At 73.2% G+C, this 15,028-nt stretch carries 14 protein-coding genes and 1 pseudogene; 10 read left to right on the forward strand and 5 right to left on the reverse strand.

Going from position 1 to position 15,028, the window contains the following annotated elements; translation table 11 throughout:
- Nucleotides 1–178: 178 nt before the first annotated feature.
- The 7 genes from ACHBTE_RS13895 to ACHBTE_RS13925 all read left to right on the forward strand — a co-directional run bounded on the left by ACHBTE_RS13895 (nt 179) and on the right by ACHBTE_RS13925 (nt 8,373).
- Nucleotides 179–1,264: a nitronate monooxygenase gene (locus tag ACHBTE_RS13895; protein WP_394724065.1), complete on the forward strand. Its 1,086-nt coding sequence runs from the start codon at nt 179–181 to the stop codon at nt 1,262–1,264.
- Nucleotides 1,261–2,010, forward strand: a complete 750-nt coding sequence (locus tag ACHBTE_RS13900; protein ID WP_394724066.1) for a 16S rRNA (uracil(1498)-N(3))-methyltransferase — start codon at nt 1,261–1,263, stop codon at nt 2,008–2,010. The genes ACHBTE_RS13895 and ACHBTE_RS13900 overlap by 4 nt, the downstream gene beginning before the upstream one ends.
- A gap of 175 nt (nt 2,011–2,185) precedes the next feature.
- A complete protein-coding gene (locus ACHBTE_RS13905; RefSeq protein ID WP_394724067.1) occupies nt 2,186–2,683 on the forward strand; it encodes a hypothetical protein in 498 nt (165 codons plus the stop codon).
- Between the two features lie 74 nt (nt 2,684–2,757).
- Complete coding sequence (locus ACHBTE_RS13910) at nt 2,758–5,967, forward strand: S41 family peptidase (RefSeq protein ID WP_394724068.1); 3,210 nt, start codon at nt 2,758–2,760, stop codon at nt 5,965–5,967.
- Nucleotides 5,968–6,088: 121 nt separating this feature from the next.
- A complete protein-coding gene (locus tag ACHBTE_RS13915) occupies nt 6,089–6,442 on the forward strand; it encodes an HIT domain-containing protein (protein ID WP_394724069.1) in 354 nt (117 codons plus the stop codon).
- Nucleotides 6,443–6,454: 12 nt separating this feature from the next.
- A complete protein-coding gene (locus ACHBTE_RS13920; RefSeq protein WP_394724070.1) occupies nt 6,455–7,360 on the forward strand; it encodes a ribonuclease Z in 906 nt (301 codons plus the stop codon).
- Nucleotides 7,361–7,380: 20 nt separating this feature from the next.
- Nucleotides 7,381–8,373, forward strand: coding sequence for an adenosine deaminase (locus ACHBTE_RS13925; RefSeq protein WP_394724071.1), 993 nt, complete (start codon nt 7,381–7,383; stop codon nt 8,371–8,373).
- Between the two features lie 16 nt (nt 8,374–8,389).
- Here ACHBTE_RS13925 and ACHBTE_RS13930 read toward each other — a convergent pair whose 3' ends face one another.
- Nucleotides 8,390–9,634 carry an MFS transporter gene (locus ACHBTE_RS13930; RefSeq protein ID WP_394724072.1) on the reverse strand — a complete coding sequence of 415 codons (1,245 nt, stop codon included), beginning with the start codon at nt 9,632–9,634 and terminating at the stop codon, nt 8,390–8,392.
- Nucleotides 9,635–9,812: 178 nt separating this feature from the next.
- On the reverse strand, nt 9,813–10,598 hold the full coding sequence (locus ACHBTE_RS13935) for an IclR family transcriptional regulator (protein ID WP_394724073.1): 786 nt from the start codon (nt 10,596–10,598) through the stop codon (nt 9,813–9,815).
- Nucleotides 10,599–10,632: 34 nt separating this feature from the next.
- On the opposite strand from ACHBTE_RS13935, the pseudogene ACHBTE_RS13940 reads away from it, so the two are divergent.
- Nucleotides 10,633–10,916 (forward strand): annotated as a pseudogene (locus ACHBTE_RS13940) (5-dehydro-4-deoxyglucarate dehydratase); the annotation flags it as partial.
- 159 nt (nt 10,917–11,075) lie between these two features.
- Nucleotides 11,076–12,230, forward strand: coding sequence for a carbohydrate kinase family protein (locus ACHBTE_RS13945; protein ID WP_394724074.1), 1,155 nt, complete (start codon nt 11,076–11,078; stop codon nt 12,228–12,230).
- A gap of 64 nt (nt 12,231–12,294) precedes the next feature.
- Here the strand turns inward: ACHBTE_RS13945 and ACHBTE_RS13950 are convergent, their stop codons facing one another.
- A complete protein-coding gene (locus ACHBTE_RS13950) occupies nt 12,295–13,095 on the reverse strand; it encodes a VOC family protein (protein ID WP_394724075.1) in 801 nt (266 codons plus the stop codon).
- A gap of 154 nt (nt 13,096–13,249) precedes the next feature.
- Here ACHBTE_RS13950 and ACHBTE_RS13955 point away from each other — a divergent pair, with 154 nt between their 5' ends.
- Nucleotides 13,250–13,639 carry a nuclear transport factor 2 family protein gene (locus ACHBTE_RS13955; protein ID WP_394724076.1) on the forward strand — a complete coding sequence of 130 codons (390 nt, stop codon included), beginning with the start codon at nt 13,250–13,252 and terminating at the stop codon, nt 13,637–13,639.
- 111 nt (nt 13,640–13,750) lie between these two features.
- On the opposite strand, the gene ACHBTE_RS13960 is transcribed toward ACHBTE_RS13955, so the two are convergent.
- Both ACHBTE_RS13960 and ACHBTE_RS13965 read right to left on the reverse strand, forming a co-directional pair.
- Entirely contained in the window at nt 13,751–14,104 is a 354-nt protein-coding gene (locus tag ACHBTE_RS13960) for a cytidine deaminase (protein ID WP_394724077.1), read from the reverse strand.
- A 29-nt stretch (nt 14,105–14,133) separates the two neighbouring features.
- Nucleotides 14,134–14,955, reverse strand: coding sequence for a helix-turn-helix transcriptional regulator (locus tag ACHBTE_RS13965; protein WP_394724176.1), 822 nt, complete (start codon nt 14,953–14,955; stop codon nt 14,134–14,136).
- Nucleotides 14,956–15,028 lie beyond the last annotated feature (73 nt).

Here is a 15,028-nt window from a genome sequence, read left to right on the forward strand (position 1 = left end):
GGTCCGGGGGTCGGCCCCCGGGTGGGCACGGTCAACCCGGGCAGCAGGGGTTGTTCTCGCGGTTGAAGGACGCGTTCAACGGTCGCTGAGCCGAGGGCTCGCGGGTCGGGAAGTACCGGCCCGCGGTCCGAGGAAGGGCCGATTCGGACTTGCCCGGGGGACGTGACAACATGCCGTCATGTCCTCCGCGCTGACCGATCTCCTCCCCCTCCCGATCGTGCAGGCCCCCATGGCGGGCGGCGTCTCCGTGCCGCATCTCGCCCAGGCCGTGTCCGAGGCCGGTGGGCTGGGGTTTCTCGCCGCCGGGTACAAGACCGCCGACGGGATGTACCAGGAGATCAAGCAGCTGCGCGGGCTGACGACCAAGCCCTTCGGGGTCAACCTGTTCATGCCGCACCCGGAGTACGCCGACCCCGCGGCCGTGGCCGTCTACACCCATCAGCTGGCCGGCGAGGCCGCCTGGTACGAGACCGAATTGGGTGACCCGGACAGCGGCCGGGACGACGGGTACGACGCCAAGCTCGCCGTACTGCTCGACAACCCGGTGCCCGTCGTCTCCTTCCACTTCGGCGTGCCCGGCGCCGACGTACTGGAGTCGCTGCGCCGCGCCGGCACCTTCACCCTCGTCACCGCCACCACCCCCGACGAGGCCCTCGCCGTACAGCAGGCCGGGGCGGACGCCGTGATCGCGCAGGGCGTCGAGGCCGGCGGACACCAGGGCACCCATCGCGACCACCCCGACACGGACGGCACCGGCATCGGGCTGCTCTCGCTGGTCGCGCAGATCAGGGAGACCGTGAGCCTGCCCGTCGTCGCCGCCGGCGGCATCATGCGCGGCAGCCAGATCGCCGCCGTCCTCGCCGCCGGGGCGAGCGCCGCCCAGCTCGGCACCGCGTTCCTCGCCACCCCCGAGTCCGGCGCCCACGCCCTGCACAAGCGGGCGCTGACCAACCCCCTGTTCGTACGGACCGAGTTGACGCGGGCGTTCTCCGGGCGCCCCGCCCGTGGCCTCGTCAACCGGTTCATGCGCGAGCACGGACCCTACGCCCCCGCCGCCTACCCCGAGGTCCATCACCTCACCTCGCCGCTGCGCAAGAAGGCCGCCGCCTCCGGTGACCCGCAGGGCATGGCGCTGTGGGCCGGACAGGGGCACCGGATGGCGCGTGAGATGCCCGCGGCGCAGCTGGTGGAGGTGCTGGCCGCCGAACTGGACGCCGCCACGACAGCGTTGTCCTCCCGTCCGAAGGGTGGTGCCGGCCGATGACCGCGCCCGTGTTCGTGGTCGAGCACTTCCCGGCCGCAGGCGCACAGCGGTACGTCCTCGACGGGCCCGAGGGACGCCACGCCGTCTCCGTCAAGCGGCTGCGGGCGGGCGAGCCGGTCGTCCTCACCGACGGCGCCGGACGCTGGGCCGAGGGCGAGGTCGTCGACACCGAGGGCAAGGACCGGCTGGTCGTCCAGCTGGGCGCGGTGGCCGAGGAACCGGCGCAGACGCCCCGTATCACCGTCGTGCAGGCCCTGCCCAAGGGGGACCGCGGTGAGCTGGCCGTCGAGACGATGACCGAGACCGGCGTCGACGCCATCGTGCCCTGGGCCGCCGCCCGTTGCATCACCCAGTGGCGGGGCGAGCGGGGCACGAAGGCGCTCGGCAAGTGGCGGGCCACGGCCCGCGAGGCCGGCAAGCAGTCGCGCCGGGTCCGTTTCCCCGAGGTCGCGGACGCGGCGACGACCAAGCAGGTCGCGGCGCTGCTCGCGGGCGCCGACTTCGCCGCCGTACTGCACGAGGACCGCGACTACGGCAGCGAGCCGCTCGCTTCGGCCGAACTGCCCGCCGAGGGCGAGATCGTCCTCGTCGTCGGGCCCGAAGGCGGCGTGAGCCCCGAGGAGTTGGCCCTCTTCGAGGAGGCGGGGGCGCGGGCGTACCGTCTGGGCCGCACCGTCCTGCGCACCTCCACCGCCGGAACCGCGGCCACCGCGTTGCTCCTCGGTCGCACCGGACGCTGGTCCTGACCCCGCGGGGGCGGGTGCGTCGGGCGCTCCCCCGGGCCGGAGCCCTCGGTGGCCGTATGCGCTCTACCGCGTCGGGCGGGACAGTGGCAGGCTGCCCTCCATGGGGGCGTTCAGGAGGAGTTGGGGTCGCGCGGGTCACACGGGTCGCACGGTTCGCCGTGTGCGGGGGACGCGCATGGCAGGCATGGCCGGGCTCGCGGCGCTTGCCGTCGGCGGGGCGGTGGCCTGTGATCCGGGCGGGCTGAGCAGCGCGACCGTGGCGTTCACGACCGACCAGACGGTGACCGAGGAGCTGGAGCGGCAGAAGGCCGACGTGCAGTGGCTCAACTGCACGGGCTCGTACGCGGGCGGTGACGGCAGGTCCGCCGCGCCGACGGCGAGCGAGAAGACGGTGGTCGAGGTCGACTGCGAAGGCGAGACCAAGGACGGCAAGGACATCACCGTCACCGGCCGGATCACCCGGGCCGTCAGCGGTTCCTGTGTGCGCGGGCATCTCGTCGCCAAGATCGACGGCAAGAAATGGTTCGACGTGAACGGGCTGGGCGACTGCGACGCCACGCCCTCGCCGGTCAACCCGGGAGGCGGACAGCAGCCCGGCCCCACCGTCACGGTGACGGTGACCAAGACCGTCTACTGCAAGCAGCATCCGAACTGCTGGCCGGAGGGCAAGTGAGCGCATCCCGGCGTGAGTTGGGCAAGTGATCCAAAGCCCTGTTCCCGGACGCCGCCCCTGCTTATGGTGATCGGGTGACTCAGTCCGCGACGTCCGGATCGTCTTCGTACCTCCGGTATCCGCATCTGCACGGCGACCTGGTCGCCTTCACCGCCGAGGACGACGTGTGGCTCGCCCCGCTCGACGGCGGCCGTGCCTGGCGGGTCAGCGCCGACAACGTGCCGGTCAGCCTGCCGCGCATCTCGCCCGACGGGACGACGGTCGCCTGGACCTCCACCCGGGACGGCGCCCCCGAGGTGCACATCGCGCCGGTCGACGGCGGGCCCTCCACCCGTCTCACCCACTGGGGCAGCGGACAGACCCGGGTGCGGGGCTGGACCCCCGACGGCCGGGTCCTCGCGATCAGCAGCCACGGCCAGGCCGGCAGCCGCCGCACCTGGGCGCACACGGTGCCGCTGGACGGCGGTCCGGCGACCGTCCTGCCGTACGGGCCCGTCGCCGATGTCGTGCACGGCCCGCACCTGGTCCTCGCCTCCGCGCCCATGGGACTGGAGGCGGCACGCTGGAAACGCTACCGGGGCGGTACGGCGGGCAAGTTGTGGATCGACCGTCAGGGCGAGGGCGACTTCGTACGGCTGCACGAGGACCTCGACGGGAACATCGAGTACCCCGTGTGGGCGGGGGAGCGGATCGCCTTCCTCTGCGACCACGAAGGCGTCGGGGCGGTGTACTCCTCCCTCGCCGACGGCTCCGACCTGCGACGGCACACCCCCCTCGACACCTTCTACGCCCGGCACGCCGCGAGCGACGGCACCCGGGTCGTGCACGCCCGGGCCGGTGAGCTGTGGCTGCTCGACGACCTCGACGGGGCCGAGCCGCGCCGGCTCGACATCCGGCTCGGCGGTCAGCGCACCGACCGGCAGCCGTACCAGGTGAGCGCCGCCCGCTGGTTCGGTTCGGCCGCCCCCGACCACACCGCGCGCGGCAGCGCGGTCGTCGTCCGCGGTGCCGTGCACTGGATCACCCACCGGTCCGGGCCCGCCCGCGCACTCGCCGCCCGGCCCGGCGTACGGGCCCGCCGGCCGCGCACCTTCCGGGCGGACGGCGAGGACTGGGTGGTGTGGGTGACGGACGCGGAGGGCGACGACGCGCTGGAGTTCGCCCCGGCGACCGGGCCGGCCCCCGGCGCCAGCCCGCGCAGGCTGGCCGCCGGGCAGCTCGGGCGGGTGCTGGAGCTCGCCGTGGCGCCCGACGGAAGCCGGGCCGCGGTCGCCGCGCACGACGGACGGCTGCTGCTCGTCGAGCGGGAGACCGGCGAGGTGCGCGAGGTCGACCGCAGCGAGGACGGCGACGTCTCAGGGCTGGTCTTCTCGCCCGACTCGGCCTGGCTCGCCTGGTCGCACCCCGGCCCGCGCCCGCTGGCCCAGCTCAAGCTCGCCAACACCACCGACCTGTCGGTGTCCGAGGCGACACCGCTGCGCTTCCAGGACTACGCGCCCGCGTTCACCCAGGACGGCAAGCACCTCGTCTTCCTCTCGACGCGCGCGTTCGACCCCGTCTACGACGAGCATGTCTTCGACCTCGCCTTCGTGGTCGGCTCCCGCCCCCACCTGATCACGCTCGCGGCGACCACCCCGTCCCCCTTCGGCCCGCAGCGGCACGGCCGCCCCTTCGACGCGCCGGACAAGGACGAGACTCCCGACAGCGAGGGCACCCCGACCACCCGCATCGACCTCGAAGGGCTCGCCGACCGGATCGTGCCGTTCCCGGTGGAGGCGGCCCGCTACACCGGACTGCGGGCCGCGAAGGACGGTGTGCTGTGGCTGCGGCACCCCGTGCGCGGCGCCCTCGGCGCCTCCCGGGCCACCCCCGACGACCCCGAGCCGAAGACCGAGCTGGAGCGCTACGACCTCGTCCAGCGGCGCGTCGAGCATCTCGCCGACGACGCCGACCACTTCGAGGTCAGCGGCGACGGCAAGCGAGTGCTGCTGTGGACCGACGGCCGGCTCAAGGTCGTCCCCAGCGACCGGCGGGCATCCGGCGACGAGGACAGCGACTCCAACATCACCGTGGACCTCACGCGCGTACGGCAGACGGTCGACCCGTCGGCGGAGTGGCGGCAGATGTTCGAGGAGACCGGCCGCATCATGCGGGACCACTTCTGGCGTCCCGACCTGAACGGCGTCGACTGGACCGGCGTACTGGACCGCTACCGCCCCCTCCTCGACCGGGTCGCCACCCACGACGACCTGATGGACCTGCTCTGGGAGGTCCAGGGCGAGCTGGGCACCTCGCACGCCTACGTCGCCCCGCGCGGCGGATACGGGGGCGGCCCCCGGCAGGGCCTGCTCGGCGCCGACATCTCCCGCCACCAGGACGGCAGTTGGCGGATCGACCGCATCCTGCCCTCGGAGACCTCCGACCCGGACGCCCGGGCGCCGCTCGCCGCGCCCGGCGTCGCCGTGCGGGCCGGGGACGCGATCGTGGCGGTGGCCGGGGTGCCGGTGGACCCGGTGACCGGGCCCGGTCCGCTGCTCGTCGGCACGGCGGGCAAGGCGGTGGAGCTGACCATCTCACCGGCGGGCGGCGGGGACGTGCGGCACGCGGTCGTCGTGCCGATCGCCGACGAACAGCCCCTGCGCTACCACGCGTGGGTCGCGGACCGCCGGGCGTACGTCCACGACAGGTCCGCGGGCCGGCTCGGCTATCTGCACGTCCCCGACATGCAGGCGCCCGGCTGGGCCCAGATCCACCGTGACCTGCGGGTCGAGGTGGCCCGGGAGGGCCTCGTCGTCGACGTCCGGGAGAACGGCGGCGGCCACACCTCGCAGCTGGTCGTGGAGAAACTCGCCCGACGCATCGTCGGCTGGGAACTGCCGCGCGGCATGCGGCCGTACAGCTATCCGGTGGACGCGCCCCGCGGGCCCGTGGTGGCGGTGGCCAACGAGTTCTCCGGTTCCGACGGGGACATCGTCAACGCCGCGATCAAGGCGCTGGGGCTGGGTCCGGTCGTCGGCACCCGCACCTGGGGCGGCGTCATCGGCATCGACAGCCGCTACCGCCTGGTCGACGGCACCCTGATCACCCAGCCGAAGTACGCCATCTGGCTGGAGGGTCAGGGCTGGGACGTGGAGAACTACGGAGTCGACCCGGACGTGGAAGTGCCGCAACGCCCGCAGGACTGGGCGGCGGGCAGGGACGCCCAACTGGACGAGGCGATCCGCCTCGCGCTGGCCGCACTGGAGGAACGGCCCGCCAAAACACCGCCGGGGCTGCCCACCTGACGAAGGGGCGGGGCGGTATGGATGTGCGGCCTCGCCGCGTGGGCGCGATCACCCCCGGGCACCGGCAGCGGACGACGATACGATGCCCACGTAAGCACGCCGCCCGACCCTCGGAGGGAAAATGGCAGGGGAGCCGCAGGACGACTGCCTGTTCTGCAAAATCGTCGAGGGCCATGTCCCGGCGACGATCGTGCGGGAGACGGAGACGACCGTCGCGTTCCGGGACATCAACCCCCAGGCACCCACTCACGTCCTGGTCATCCCCAAGGCGCACTACGCCGACGCCGCCGCGCTCGCCGCCGCCGACCCGGCGCTCGCCGCGGACGTCCTGTGCGAGGCCCGGGCCGTCGCCGACGAGGACAAGCTGGAGAGCTACCGCATCGTCTTCAACACCGGTGCCGGAGCCGGCCAGACCGTCTTCCACACGCACGCCCACGTCCTCGGCGGCCGTGGCCTCCAGTGGCCCCCCGGCTAGGCCGAAGTCGCCGTGTCCGTACGTGAACTGGTCGTCCTCGGGACCGCGAGCCAGGTCCCGACCCGGCATCGCAACCACAACGGGTATCTGCTGCGGTGGGACGGCGAGGGCATCCTCTTCGATCCCGGCGAGGGCACCCAGCGCCAGATGCTGCGTGCCGGCGTCGCCGCGCACGACCTGAACCGGATCTGTGTCACGCATTTCCATGGCGACCACTCGCTGGGACTCGCCGGAGTCATCCAGCGGATCAACCTCGACAAGGTCCCGCATCCCGTCGTCGCCCACTACCCGCTCTCCGGGAAGCGCTTCTTCGACCGGCTGCGCCACGCCACCGCCTACCGGGAGACGGTCGCCCTCACCGAGGAGCCGGTCGACGCCGACGGCGTGCTCGTCGACACCGGTGGCTACACGCTCGAAGCAGCCCGACTGTCCCACCCCGTCGAGTCGTACGGCTACCGCCTCGTCGAGCCCGACGGGCGCCGCATGCTGCCCGAACGGCTCGTCGCGCACGGAATCCAGGGGCCGGACGTCGGCCGGATCCAGCGCGAAGGGGTGCTCGGCGGGGTCTCGCTGGACGAGGTGAGCGAGGTCCGGCGCGGACAGCGGTTCGCGTTCGTGATGGACACCCGGCTGTGCGACGGGGTGTTCACCCTCGCCGACGGCTGCGACATGCTCGTCATCGAGTCGACGTTCCTGGACGAGGACGCCGCCCTCGCCACCGAGCACGGCCATCTGACCGCCGGTCAGGCCGCCCGGGTCGCGCTCGACTGCGGCGTACGGCATCTCGTGCTCACGCACTTCAGCCAGCGCTACACCGAACCGGACGACTTCGAGCGGCAGGCGCGGGACGCCGGGTTCGACGGAGAGCTGACGGTCGCACATGATCTGCTGCGGGTGCCGCTACCGAAACGTCGGTGACACCGCCGTACGATGCTTTGATGTCCCTCCCCAAAGCAGAGCTGCACCTCCATATCGAAGGCACCCTTGAGCCCGAGCTTGCTTTCGAACTGGCCGCGCGCAACGGTGTCGAGCTGCCGTACGCCGACACCGACGAGCTGCGCACGGCCTACCAGTTCGAGGATCTCCAGTCCTTCCTGAACCTGTACTACGAGCTCATGGCCGTGCTGCGCACCGAGCAGGATTTCGCGGACCTCGCGAACGCCTATCTCGCCCATGCCGCCGCCCAGGGGGTGCGGCACGCGGAGATCTTCTTCGACCCGCAGGCGCACACCAAGCGTGGGCTGGAGCTGGGCACGGTCGTCGAGGGGCTGTGGTGGGCGCTGGGGAACAGCGCGGCGGAGCACGGTGTCTCCACGCGGCTCATCATGTGCTTCTTGCGGGACGACTCCGCCGAGTCCGCCATGGACACCCTGCGGGCCGCCGAGCCCTACCTCGACCGGATCACCGGCGTAGGCCTCGACTCGGCCGAGGTCGGCCACCCGCCGGTGAAGTTCCGCGAGGTCTACGAGGCCGCCGCCGCCCTCGGCCTGCGCCGCGTCGCCCACGCGGGCGAGGAGGGGCCGCCCGCCTACATCACCGAGGCTCTCGACGTCCTCGGTGTCGAGCGGGTCGACCACGGGCTCAGGTGCGTGGAGGATCCGGCGCTGGTCGAGCGACTCGTGCGGGAGCGGGTGCCGCTGACACTGTGTCCGCTGTCGAACGTCCGGCTGCGCACCGTCGACACCCTCGCCGGGCACCCGCTGCCCGCGATGCTCGACGCCGGGCTGATGTGCACGGTCAACTCCGACGACCCGGCCTACTTCGGCGGGTACGCCGGCGACAACTTCGACGCCGTGCGCCGCGCCCTCGGGCTGACCGACGAACGGCTGCGGGAGCTGGCCCGCAACTCCTTCCTCGCCTCCTTCCTGGAGGACGACGAGGAGCTGCGGGCGCAGTACTTGGCCGAGGTGGCGGCCTACGAGTTCGAGTAGCCGCCCGGTCGGCCGTTCAGGTGGCGGGGGCGAGCCGGTCGGGGGCTGCCGGAGTGGCTTCGGCGGTGTCCAGGGGGATCTCGACGACCTCCATGACCTCGACGGTCTCCGCCCCCTCGCCGGTCTCGACGCTCGCCCCGTGCCGGCGGCCCAGCGCCACCGCCGTCATCGGCAGGGCCAGGGCCAGCAGCCCGACGGCCAGGACCACGCCCATGACGGGGAACCCGGCCTGTGCCGACAGCAGGCTCCCCGTCAGCGGGCCCGCCGCAGTGCCCAGCGACGACGCCGAGCCGACGAGTACCGCCCAACGTCCGCGCGGGTCGAGGGAGGCGGCGAGGCCGATGACATAGGACAGGACGATCGGGTAGAGCGTGTTCCAGGCGATCTCGCCGGTCGCGAAGGTCGCGAGGTCGGTGGCGGAGGCGCTGAGCACGATGCAGGCCGCTATGACGGCCGTGCCGGCGCCGATGGGCAGGGCCACCCCGAGGCGGGGGCCGAGCGCGCCCGCCCCGGTGACACCGAGCAGCCCGGCGCCGAGTGCCACGGCGAACACCGCGCCGACCGTGGCCTCCGTCAGATGCGCCTGCGTCAGGCCGATCCGGCCGCTGACTCCCCACAGCGAGTTCTGGGCGAGGGACCACAACAGCATGCAGGCGGCGAGGGTCAGGCCGTGCCGGCGGTGCGGGAGGCGGGGGTTGCCGTCCCGGCCGGGCCCGGCGAGGGGCGTCGCCGCGGGCAGTCGGGCCGTCGCCGGCCATACGGCGAGCGCGGTCAGGGCGATCGCCGCGAGCGGCAGGCCGTGGCCCGGGCCGAGGTGGGGGACCGTCAGATAGACGGCGCCCGCGAGCGCGGAGACACAGAGCAGACCGAGTGTGGTGGTCCGGTGCGGGTCGGGGCGGCCGGCGATACGGGTGGCGGCGACCGCGGTGGCCGTACCGGAGCCGAAGCCGCCGACGAGCACGCCGAGGACGACGGCCGGTACGGGGTGCGTGACGGCTGCCGCGCCGTAGCCGAACAGGGCGAGGGCGAGACCGGTCCGGGCCAGTCCGCGCGCCCCGATCCGCTCGACGCGCGAGGCCAGCAGAAAGCCGGCCGACGCCGAGCTCAGCAGCAGCGCGCTGCCGACGGCGCCCGCCTGGGTGGGGGAGAGCGGAAGCCCGGAGTCGAGCCGGCCGACGATGGTCGGCAGCAGATACGGGGCGAGGTACCCGGCCGTGAAAAGGGCGACGAGGGGCCAGGGGGTGGTGCGGGGGGCGAACACGGGCGTTCCCAGGGCATGCGAAAGGAGCGGCACAAGAAGGGGGAGAGGCGCAGGCCGTCGACGGACAGGAACGCGCGGGCAATTTGTATCAAGCGAGGGGACGCGCGAAAAAGTGGGGATGGTGTGATCTACGGCACGTTCTGTTTGGGGTGTGGGAAGAGGGGTAGGAGAGTCGCCCTCACCTGCGCCAATGCACCGAGCCGCCCCCGCCGGGAGCCGTCGATTCGATCTTCGCCCTGATCTCCCGCAGCACCGCGACGATCCGCTCCTCGTGCCGCGCCGACAGCCGCGCGACCGGCACCGAGCAGCTGATCGCGTCCTGGGCGGGATGGTCGTAGCGCAGGGCGAAACCGAAGCCCACGATGCCGAGGACGGCCTCCTCGCGGTCGATCGAGTAGCCGCGCGCCCGCACCTCGGCGAGGTCCGCCGTCAGTGAGTCCCGGGTGGTGCGGGAGTTGGGGGTCAGGGCGCGGTAGGGACCCTCGGGGAGGTCGTCGTCGGGGCGTTCGGCCAGCAGTGCCTTGCCGAGGGCGCCCGCGTGCGCCGGGAGGCGCCGGCCGACGCGGCTGATCGTCCTGAGGTATTCGTGGGACTCGCGCGTCGCCAGATACGCCACGTCACGGCCGTCCAGGCGCCCCATGTGGATCGTCTCGCCCAGCGCCTGCGACGCCTCGTCGAGATACGGGCGTACGACGCGGACGCGTGGGTCGGAGTCCAGGTAGGTGGTGCCGGTGAGCAGGGCGTGGATGCCGATGCCGTAGAGCGAGCCGGTGACGTCGGTGCGGACCCAGCCCCGGGAGATCAGGGTCTGGAGCAGTGCGTACATGGAGCTGCGCGGGACCTGGAGCTCGTCGGCCAGCTCCTGGAGGCGGGCCGGGCGGTCGCCGCGCGCGGCGAGGACTTCCAGCAACTCGACCGTGCGCGCCGCGGACTTCACCTCACGCACGCCGCCTGTCTGCGACATGGGCCGATCGTAATCGGAACGGTGGCGGCTTCCTGTGCACGCCTTCGCCCCCGAGATCGCGAACGCCTTCTTCGCCGCCCTGCGCGACGACGACCACGGCACCACGGACAAGCTGCTGCGTGACTTCTTCGTACCGCTCGTCGAGATCCGCGACCGAGCACCGGACACGCCGTGCTCCTGGTGAGGGCGGCGGCCCGGCTGCGTGGCCGCCTCGTCGGCCCGGTACGCGCCCCGCTCACCGATCGGTCGGCAGCCGACCTGGCCGACCTGCGCACCCTGCTCGCCACCGGCCTCGACCTCATGGGGGCGCAGCCGTGAGTCCGGCCGGGTGACGCCCCCCATGCCCCGCCGGTAGCGGCCCGCGACCCCCGCGACACGGGGCACGGGCGGGAGGGCGACGGTGTCGTAGGTGTGCGGTGGCGTTGTCGGTGGCTTGGTGCACACTGGCCAGATCAGCACCACGTCAGGGAGCGCACCGTGACCACGCCCACCGCGCCCACCGGAAAGGGACCCACGCCCCAGGGGCCGTCCAGGACACCCGGACCCCATCGCCGGGCCCAGGTCGACCCGCTCGCCGCGCTGCGCACACCCGCCGACCCGCCCTGGGACGTGTATCTCACGGGCACGGTCTTCCTCGACATCATCTTCACCGGCCTCGACTCCGCCCCGGTCCGCGGCACCGAGTCCTGGGCGCGCGGAATGGGGTCGAGCCCCGGCGGCGTGGCGAACATGGCGACGGCCCTGGCCCGCCTCGGCCTGCGGACCTCGCTCGCGGCGGCCTTCGGCGACGACCACTACGGCGAGTACTGCTGGGACGCCCTGGAGCACGGCGAGGGCATCGACCTCTCCCCGTCGCGCACCGTGCCCGGCTGGCACTCCCCGGTCACGGTCTCCATGGCCTACGAGGGCGAGCGCACCATGGTCTCCCACGGCCATGAGCCGCCCCCCGAGGAACCGGCCCCCGACTGCCCGCCCACCGCGCGCGCAGCCGTGGCCTCCCTGGAGCCGGGCATCCGCGCACCCTGGATCGCGCAGGCCGCGAGCAGGGGCACCCGCATCTTCGCCGACGTCGGCTGGGACGACACCGGCGCCTGGGACCTGGCCGGCCTCGCGGACCTGGAGCACTGCGAGGCCTTCCTGCCGAACGCGCAGGAGGCGATGCGCTACACCGGTGCCGAGAACCCCCGCGAGGCGGCCCACGCCCTGACCGCCCACGTCCCGGTCGCGGTGGTCACCCTCGGCGCGGAGGGCGCGTACGCGGTGGACGGGCGGACCGGGGAGACGGCCGTGGTCCCCGCGATCGCCGTGGAGGCCCTGGACCCGACCGGCGCCGGGGACGTCTTCGTGGCCGGGTTCGTCGCCGGCACCCTCGCCGACTGGCCCCTGGCCGACCGCCTCGCCTTCGCCGGCCTCACTGCGGCCCTCTCCGTCCAGGAGTTCGGCGGCTCGCTGTCGGCCCCCGGCTGGGCCGAGATCGGCGCCTGGTGGCGCAAGGTGCAGTCCCTGGAGCGGCAGCACCCCGAGGCGCTGCGCCGGTACGCGTTCCTCGCGGACGTGGTGCCCCAGGAGGCGGGGAGACCCTGGCCGCTGCGGCGGGCGGTGCCGACCATCGGGTTCCGACGGTCGGCGTGACGGCCCTGCGGGTCGGCCGGGGCGACGTCCTTCCGGGGCCCTCCGGGGCGGGAGTCCCTCGCGGTCAGCCTGACGTTTCCGGCGTCAGTACGACGAAGTCCGCGTTCGCCGGGTCCAGGCACACGGCGAGCCGGCCCACTCCTTGCGCGTCCTCCGGACCCATCTGCACACTGCCGCCGTTCTCGGTGACCTTGGCGACCGCTGCGTCGCAGTCGTCGACATTGAAGACCGGATGCCAGTAGGGCCGTCCGTTCGCCAGCGCGAGGTTCTCCTTCGGCAGCTCCATCAGGCCGCCCTGCATACGCTCCTCGGGCTGCCCGGCGGGCGTGATGAGGGTGTACGCGCCTCCGCCGCCCGGCAGTTCCATGTCGCCGTACTGCCAGCCGAACACCGTGCCGTAGAACTCCTTCGCCGCCCCGGCGTCGCTCGTGTACAGCTCGGTCCAGGACAGCGAGCCCGTCTCGTCCGCCAGCTCGATGCCCGTGTCCTTGCCCGGCTGCCAGACGGCGAACTGCCCGCCCAGCGGGTCGCTGTACTGCGCCATCCGGCCCCAGTCCTCCAGGTCCATCGGCGCCACCCGCACGGTGCCGCCCGCACGCTCCACGGCCTGGGTCGTGGCGTCCGCGTCGGTGACCCGGTAGTAGATCATCCACGCCGAGCGCGCGCCCTCCTCGGTGAGCTTGCCCAGTCCGGCGACGGTCTTGCCGTCCTTCTTGAACATCCCGCCCTCGAAGCCCTCCGCCTCGCCCATGGACTCGTAACTCCAGCCGAGCACCGCGCCGTAGAAGGACGCGGCGGCCGGGACGTCGGGGGCACCGAGGTCGAGCCAGCAGGGGGCGCCGGGGGTGGGCGCTGTGGTGATCATGACGATGCCCTTTCGCAGACCGGTGTCACCTCAGCGTGACACCCGGCACCGACACTCGCCCGTCGGACGCCCCCGGAAGCACCCCGGACGCGCCCGGAAGCACCCCGGACGCGCCCCGGGGGCAGCCTCGGCCCGGGCTGGTTACCATCCGGCCATGAGCGACGATGCGAGTGCTGACGCGACCCGGCTCGCCGACACCGCACACGACTGGGCGGCGGCGATGGTCTCCGACGACCCCGCCCGGATCGCCGAGTTCATGGCCGACGAATGGGTCATCGTCTCCGAGACGGGCATCACCACCAGGGCGCAGTTCCTCGAGTTCGTCGAGTCCGGCGACCTGACCCACTCGGCCTTCCAACTGGCCGGCGAGCCCAGGATCCGGCTGCACGGCGACTCAGCCGTGGTCACGGCACGCGTGACGAACACCGCCCACTACAAGGGCGAGCGCTTCGACGCCGACGAGTGGACGACCGACGTGTTCGTACGCCGGGAGGGCCGCTGGCTGTGCGTGCTCAGCCACATCACGGCGGCGGCCCCGGCCTGAACCCGACGGCCACGCGGGCCGCCGGCGCCTCACCTCAGCCCCCAGCCTCAGCCGTCCGCCTCGGCCCGTGGCCTCGGCCGCCCGCCCCGGCCCGTGGCCTCGGACTCCGCCTCAGCCCGCCGTCACCGTGGCACGCACCGTGCCGTCCGGCCCCGCCACCAGCACCGGCGTCCCGGGTCCGCCGAGGTCCCGTACCGCCGCGCGGTCCTCGGCCGACGCGCCCTCGGCCTCCGTCACCACCGCCGCCGCCTCCAGCGACTTCGCCCCCGACGCCACCGCCATCGCCACGGCGGTGCGCAGCGCGCTCAGCTGCAAGGAGTCCAGGGCGACCGTCCCGGCGACATACGTACGGCCGGTCTCGTCCCGTACGGCCGCACCCTCGGGCACGCCGTTGCGGGCCCGCGCGGAACGGGCCAGGGTGACGATCTTGCGGTCCTCGGGGTCCAGCGCGCTGTTGTCGGTCATGACCTCGAGCATACGTAGCGCCGCCCCGCCTACCCGGCCACGGGGTACATCGCCCCGCGCCGCCCCTCGGGCGAGGCCAGCCACTGAAGCTTCGCCGCGGTGTTCGCCTCGTCCAGCGGCGTGTGCAGCACGATCGACAGGTCGGGCCGCACCGGCATCTGCATCACGCTCGACTCCAGGCACAGCAGCCCGACCAGCGGATGGTCCAGCTCCTTGCGGATCTGCCCGGCGTCCTCGATGTCCCGCCGCTCCCACAGCTCGGTGAACTCCGGGCTCGACGCCTTCGCCTCGGCCAGCACGGCCTGGAACCCCTCGTCGTCGGGGGAGGCCGAGCACAGCGCGCGGAACTGCGCCACGACCGTACGGGCGTTCTGCTCCCAACTCATCGAACGCGACCGGTACATCGGGTCCGTGAAGAAGTCGATCAGGCAGTTCCACCGCCTGTCGGGGCGGATACCGAGCACGGTCGCCGCCGCGTCGTTGTACAGCACCCCGTTGTAGTACCGGTCCATGATGTGCGCCGGATACGGCATCCACGCGTCGATCAGCCGCCGCAGCCCGTCGCACATGTCCCGCTTCTCGGGCGCCACTTCACGGGCCGGCGGATTCAACCCGGCCAGCAGATACAGATGCCGGCGCTCGGCGTTGCTCAGCCGCAGCACCCGGCCCACCGAGTCCAGCACCTGCGGCGACACGGAGATGTCCCGCCCCTGCTCCAGCCACTGGTACCAGGAGGCGCCCACCCCGGCCAGCACCGCGACCTCCTCGCGCCGCAACCCCGGCGTACGGCGCCGCGCCCCGCCGTCCGGCAGGCCCGCCTCGCCCGGTGTCACCCGGGCCCGCCTGCTCATCAGAAACTCGCGCAGCTCGCGCCGCCGATGACTCTTCAGCGTGCTCCCGGACACGTCGGACACGTACGGATCC

Origin of the sequence: Streptomyces sp. M41 (assembly GCF_043673425.1) — a bacterium.
In the GTDB taxonomy this organism is placed as follows: Bacteria; Actinomycetota; Actinomycetes; order Streptomycetales; family Streptomycetaceae; genus Streptomyces.

Coding starts and splice junctions, on each gene's coding strand:
- ACHBTE_RS13895 (WP_394724065.1), top strand. CDS start 179: ATGTCCTCCGCGCTGACCGATCTCCTCCCCCTCCCGATCGTGCAGGCC.
- ACHBTE_RS13900 (WP_394724066.1), top strand. CDS start 1,261: ATGACCGCGCCCGTGTTCGTGGTCGAGCACTTCCCGGCCGCAGGCGCA.
- ACHBTE_RS13905 (WP_394724067.1), top strand. CDS start 2,186: ATGGCAGGCATGGCCGGGCTCGCGGCGCTTGCCGTCGGCGGGGCGGTG.
- ACHBTE_RS13915 (WP_394724069.1), top strand. CDS start 6,089: ATGGCAGGGGAGCCGCAGGACGACTGCCTGTTCTGCAAAATCGTCGAG.
- ACHBTE_RS13925 (WP_394724071.1), top strand. CDS start 7,381: ATGTCCCTCCCCAAAGCAGAGCTGCACCTCCATATCGAAGGCACCCTT.
- ACHBTE_RS13935 (WP_394724073.1), bottom strand. CDS start 10,598: ATGTCGCAGACAGGCGGCGTGCGTGAGGTGAAGTCCGCGGCGCGCACG.
- ACHBTE_RS13950 (WP_394724075.1), bottom strand. CDS start 13,095: ATGATCACCACAGCGCCCACCCCCGGCGCCCCCTGCTGGCTCGACCTC.
- ACHBTE_RS13955 (WP_394724076.1), top strand. CDS start 13,250: ATGAGCGACGATGCGAGTGCTGACGCGACCCGGCTCGCCGACACCGCA.
- ACHBTE_RS13960 (WP_394724077.1), bottom strand. CDS start 14,104: ATGACCGACAACAGCGCGCTGGACCCCGAGGACCGCAAGATCGTCACC.
- ACHBTE_RS13965 (WP_394724176.1), bottom strand. CDS start 14,955: ATGAGCAGGCGGGCCCGGGTGACACCGGGCGAGGCGGGCCTGCCGGAC.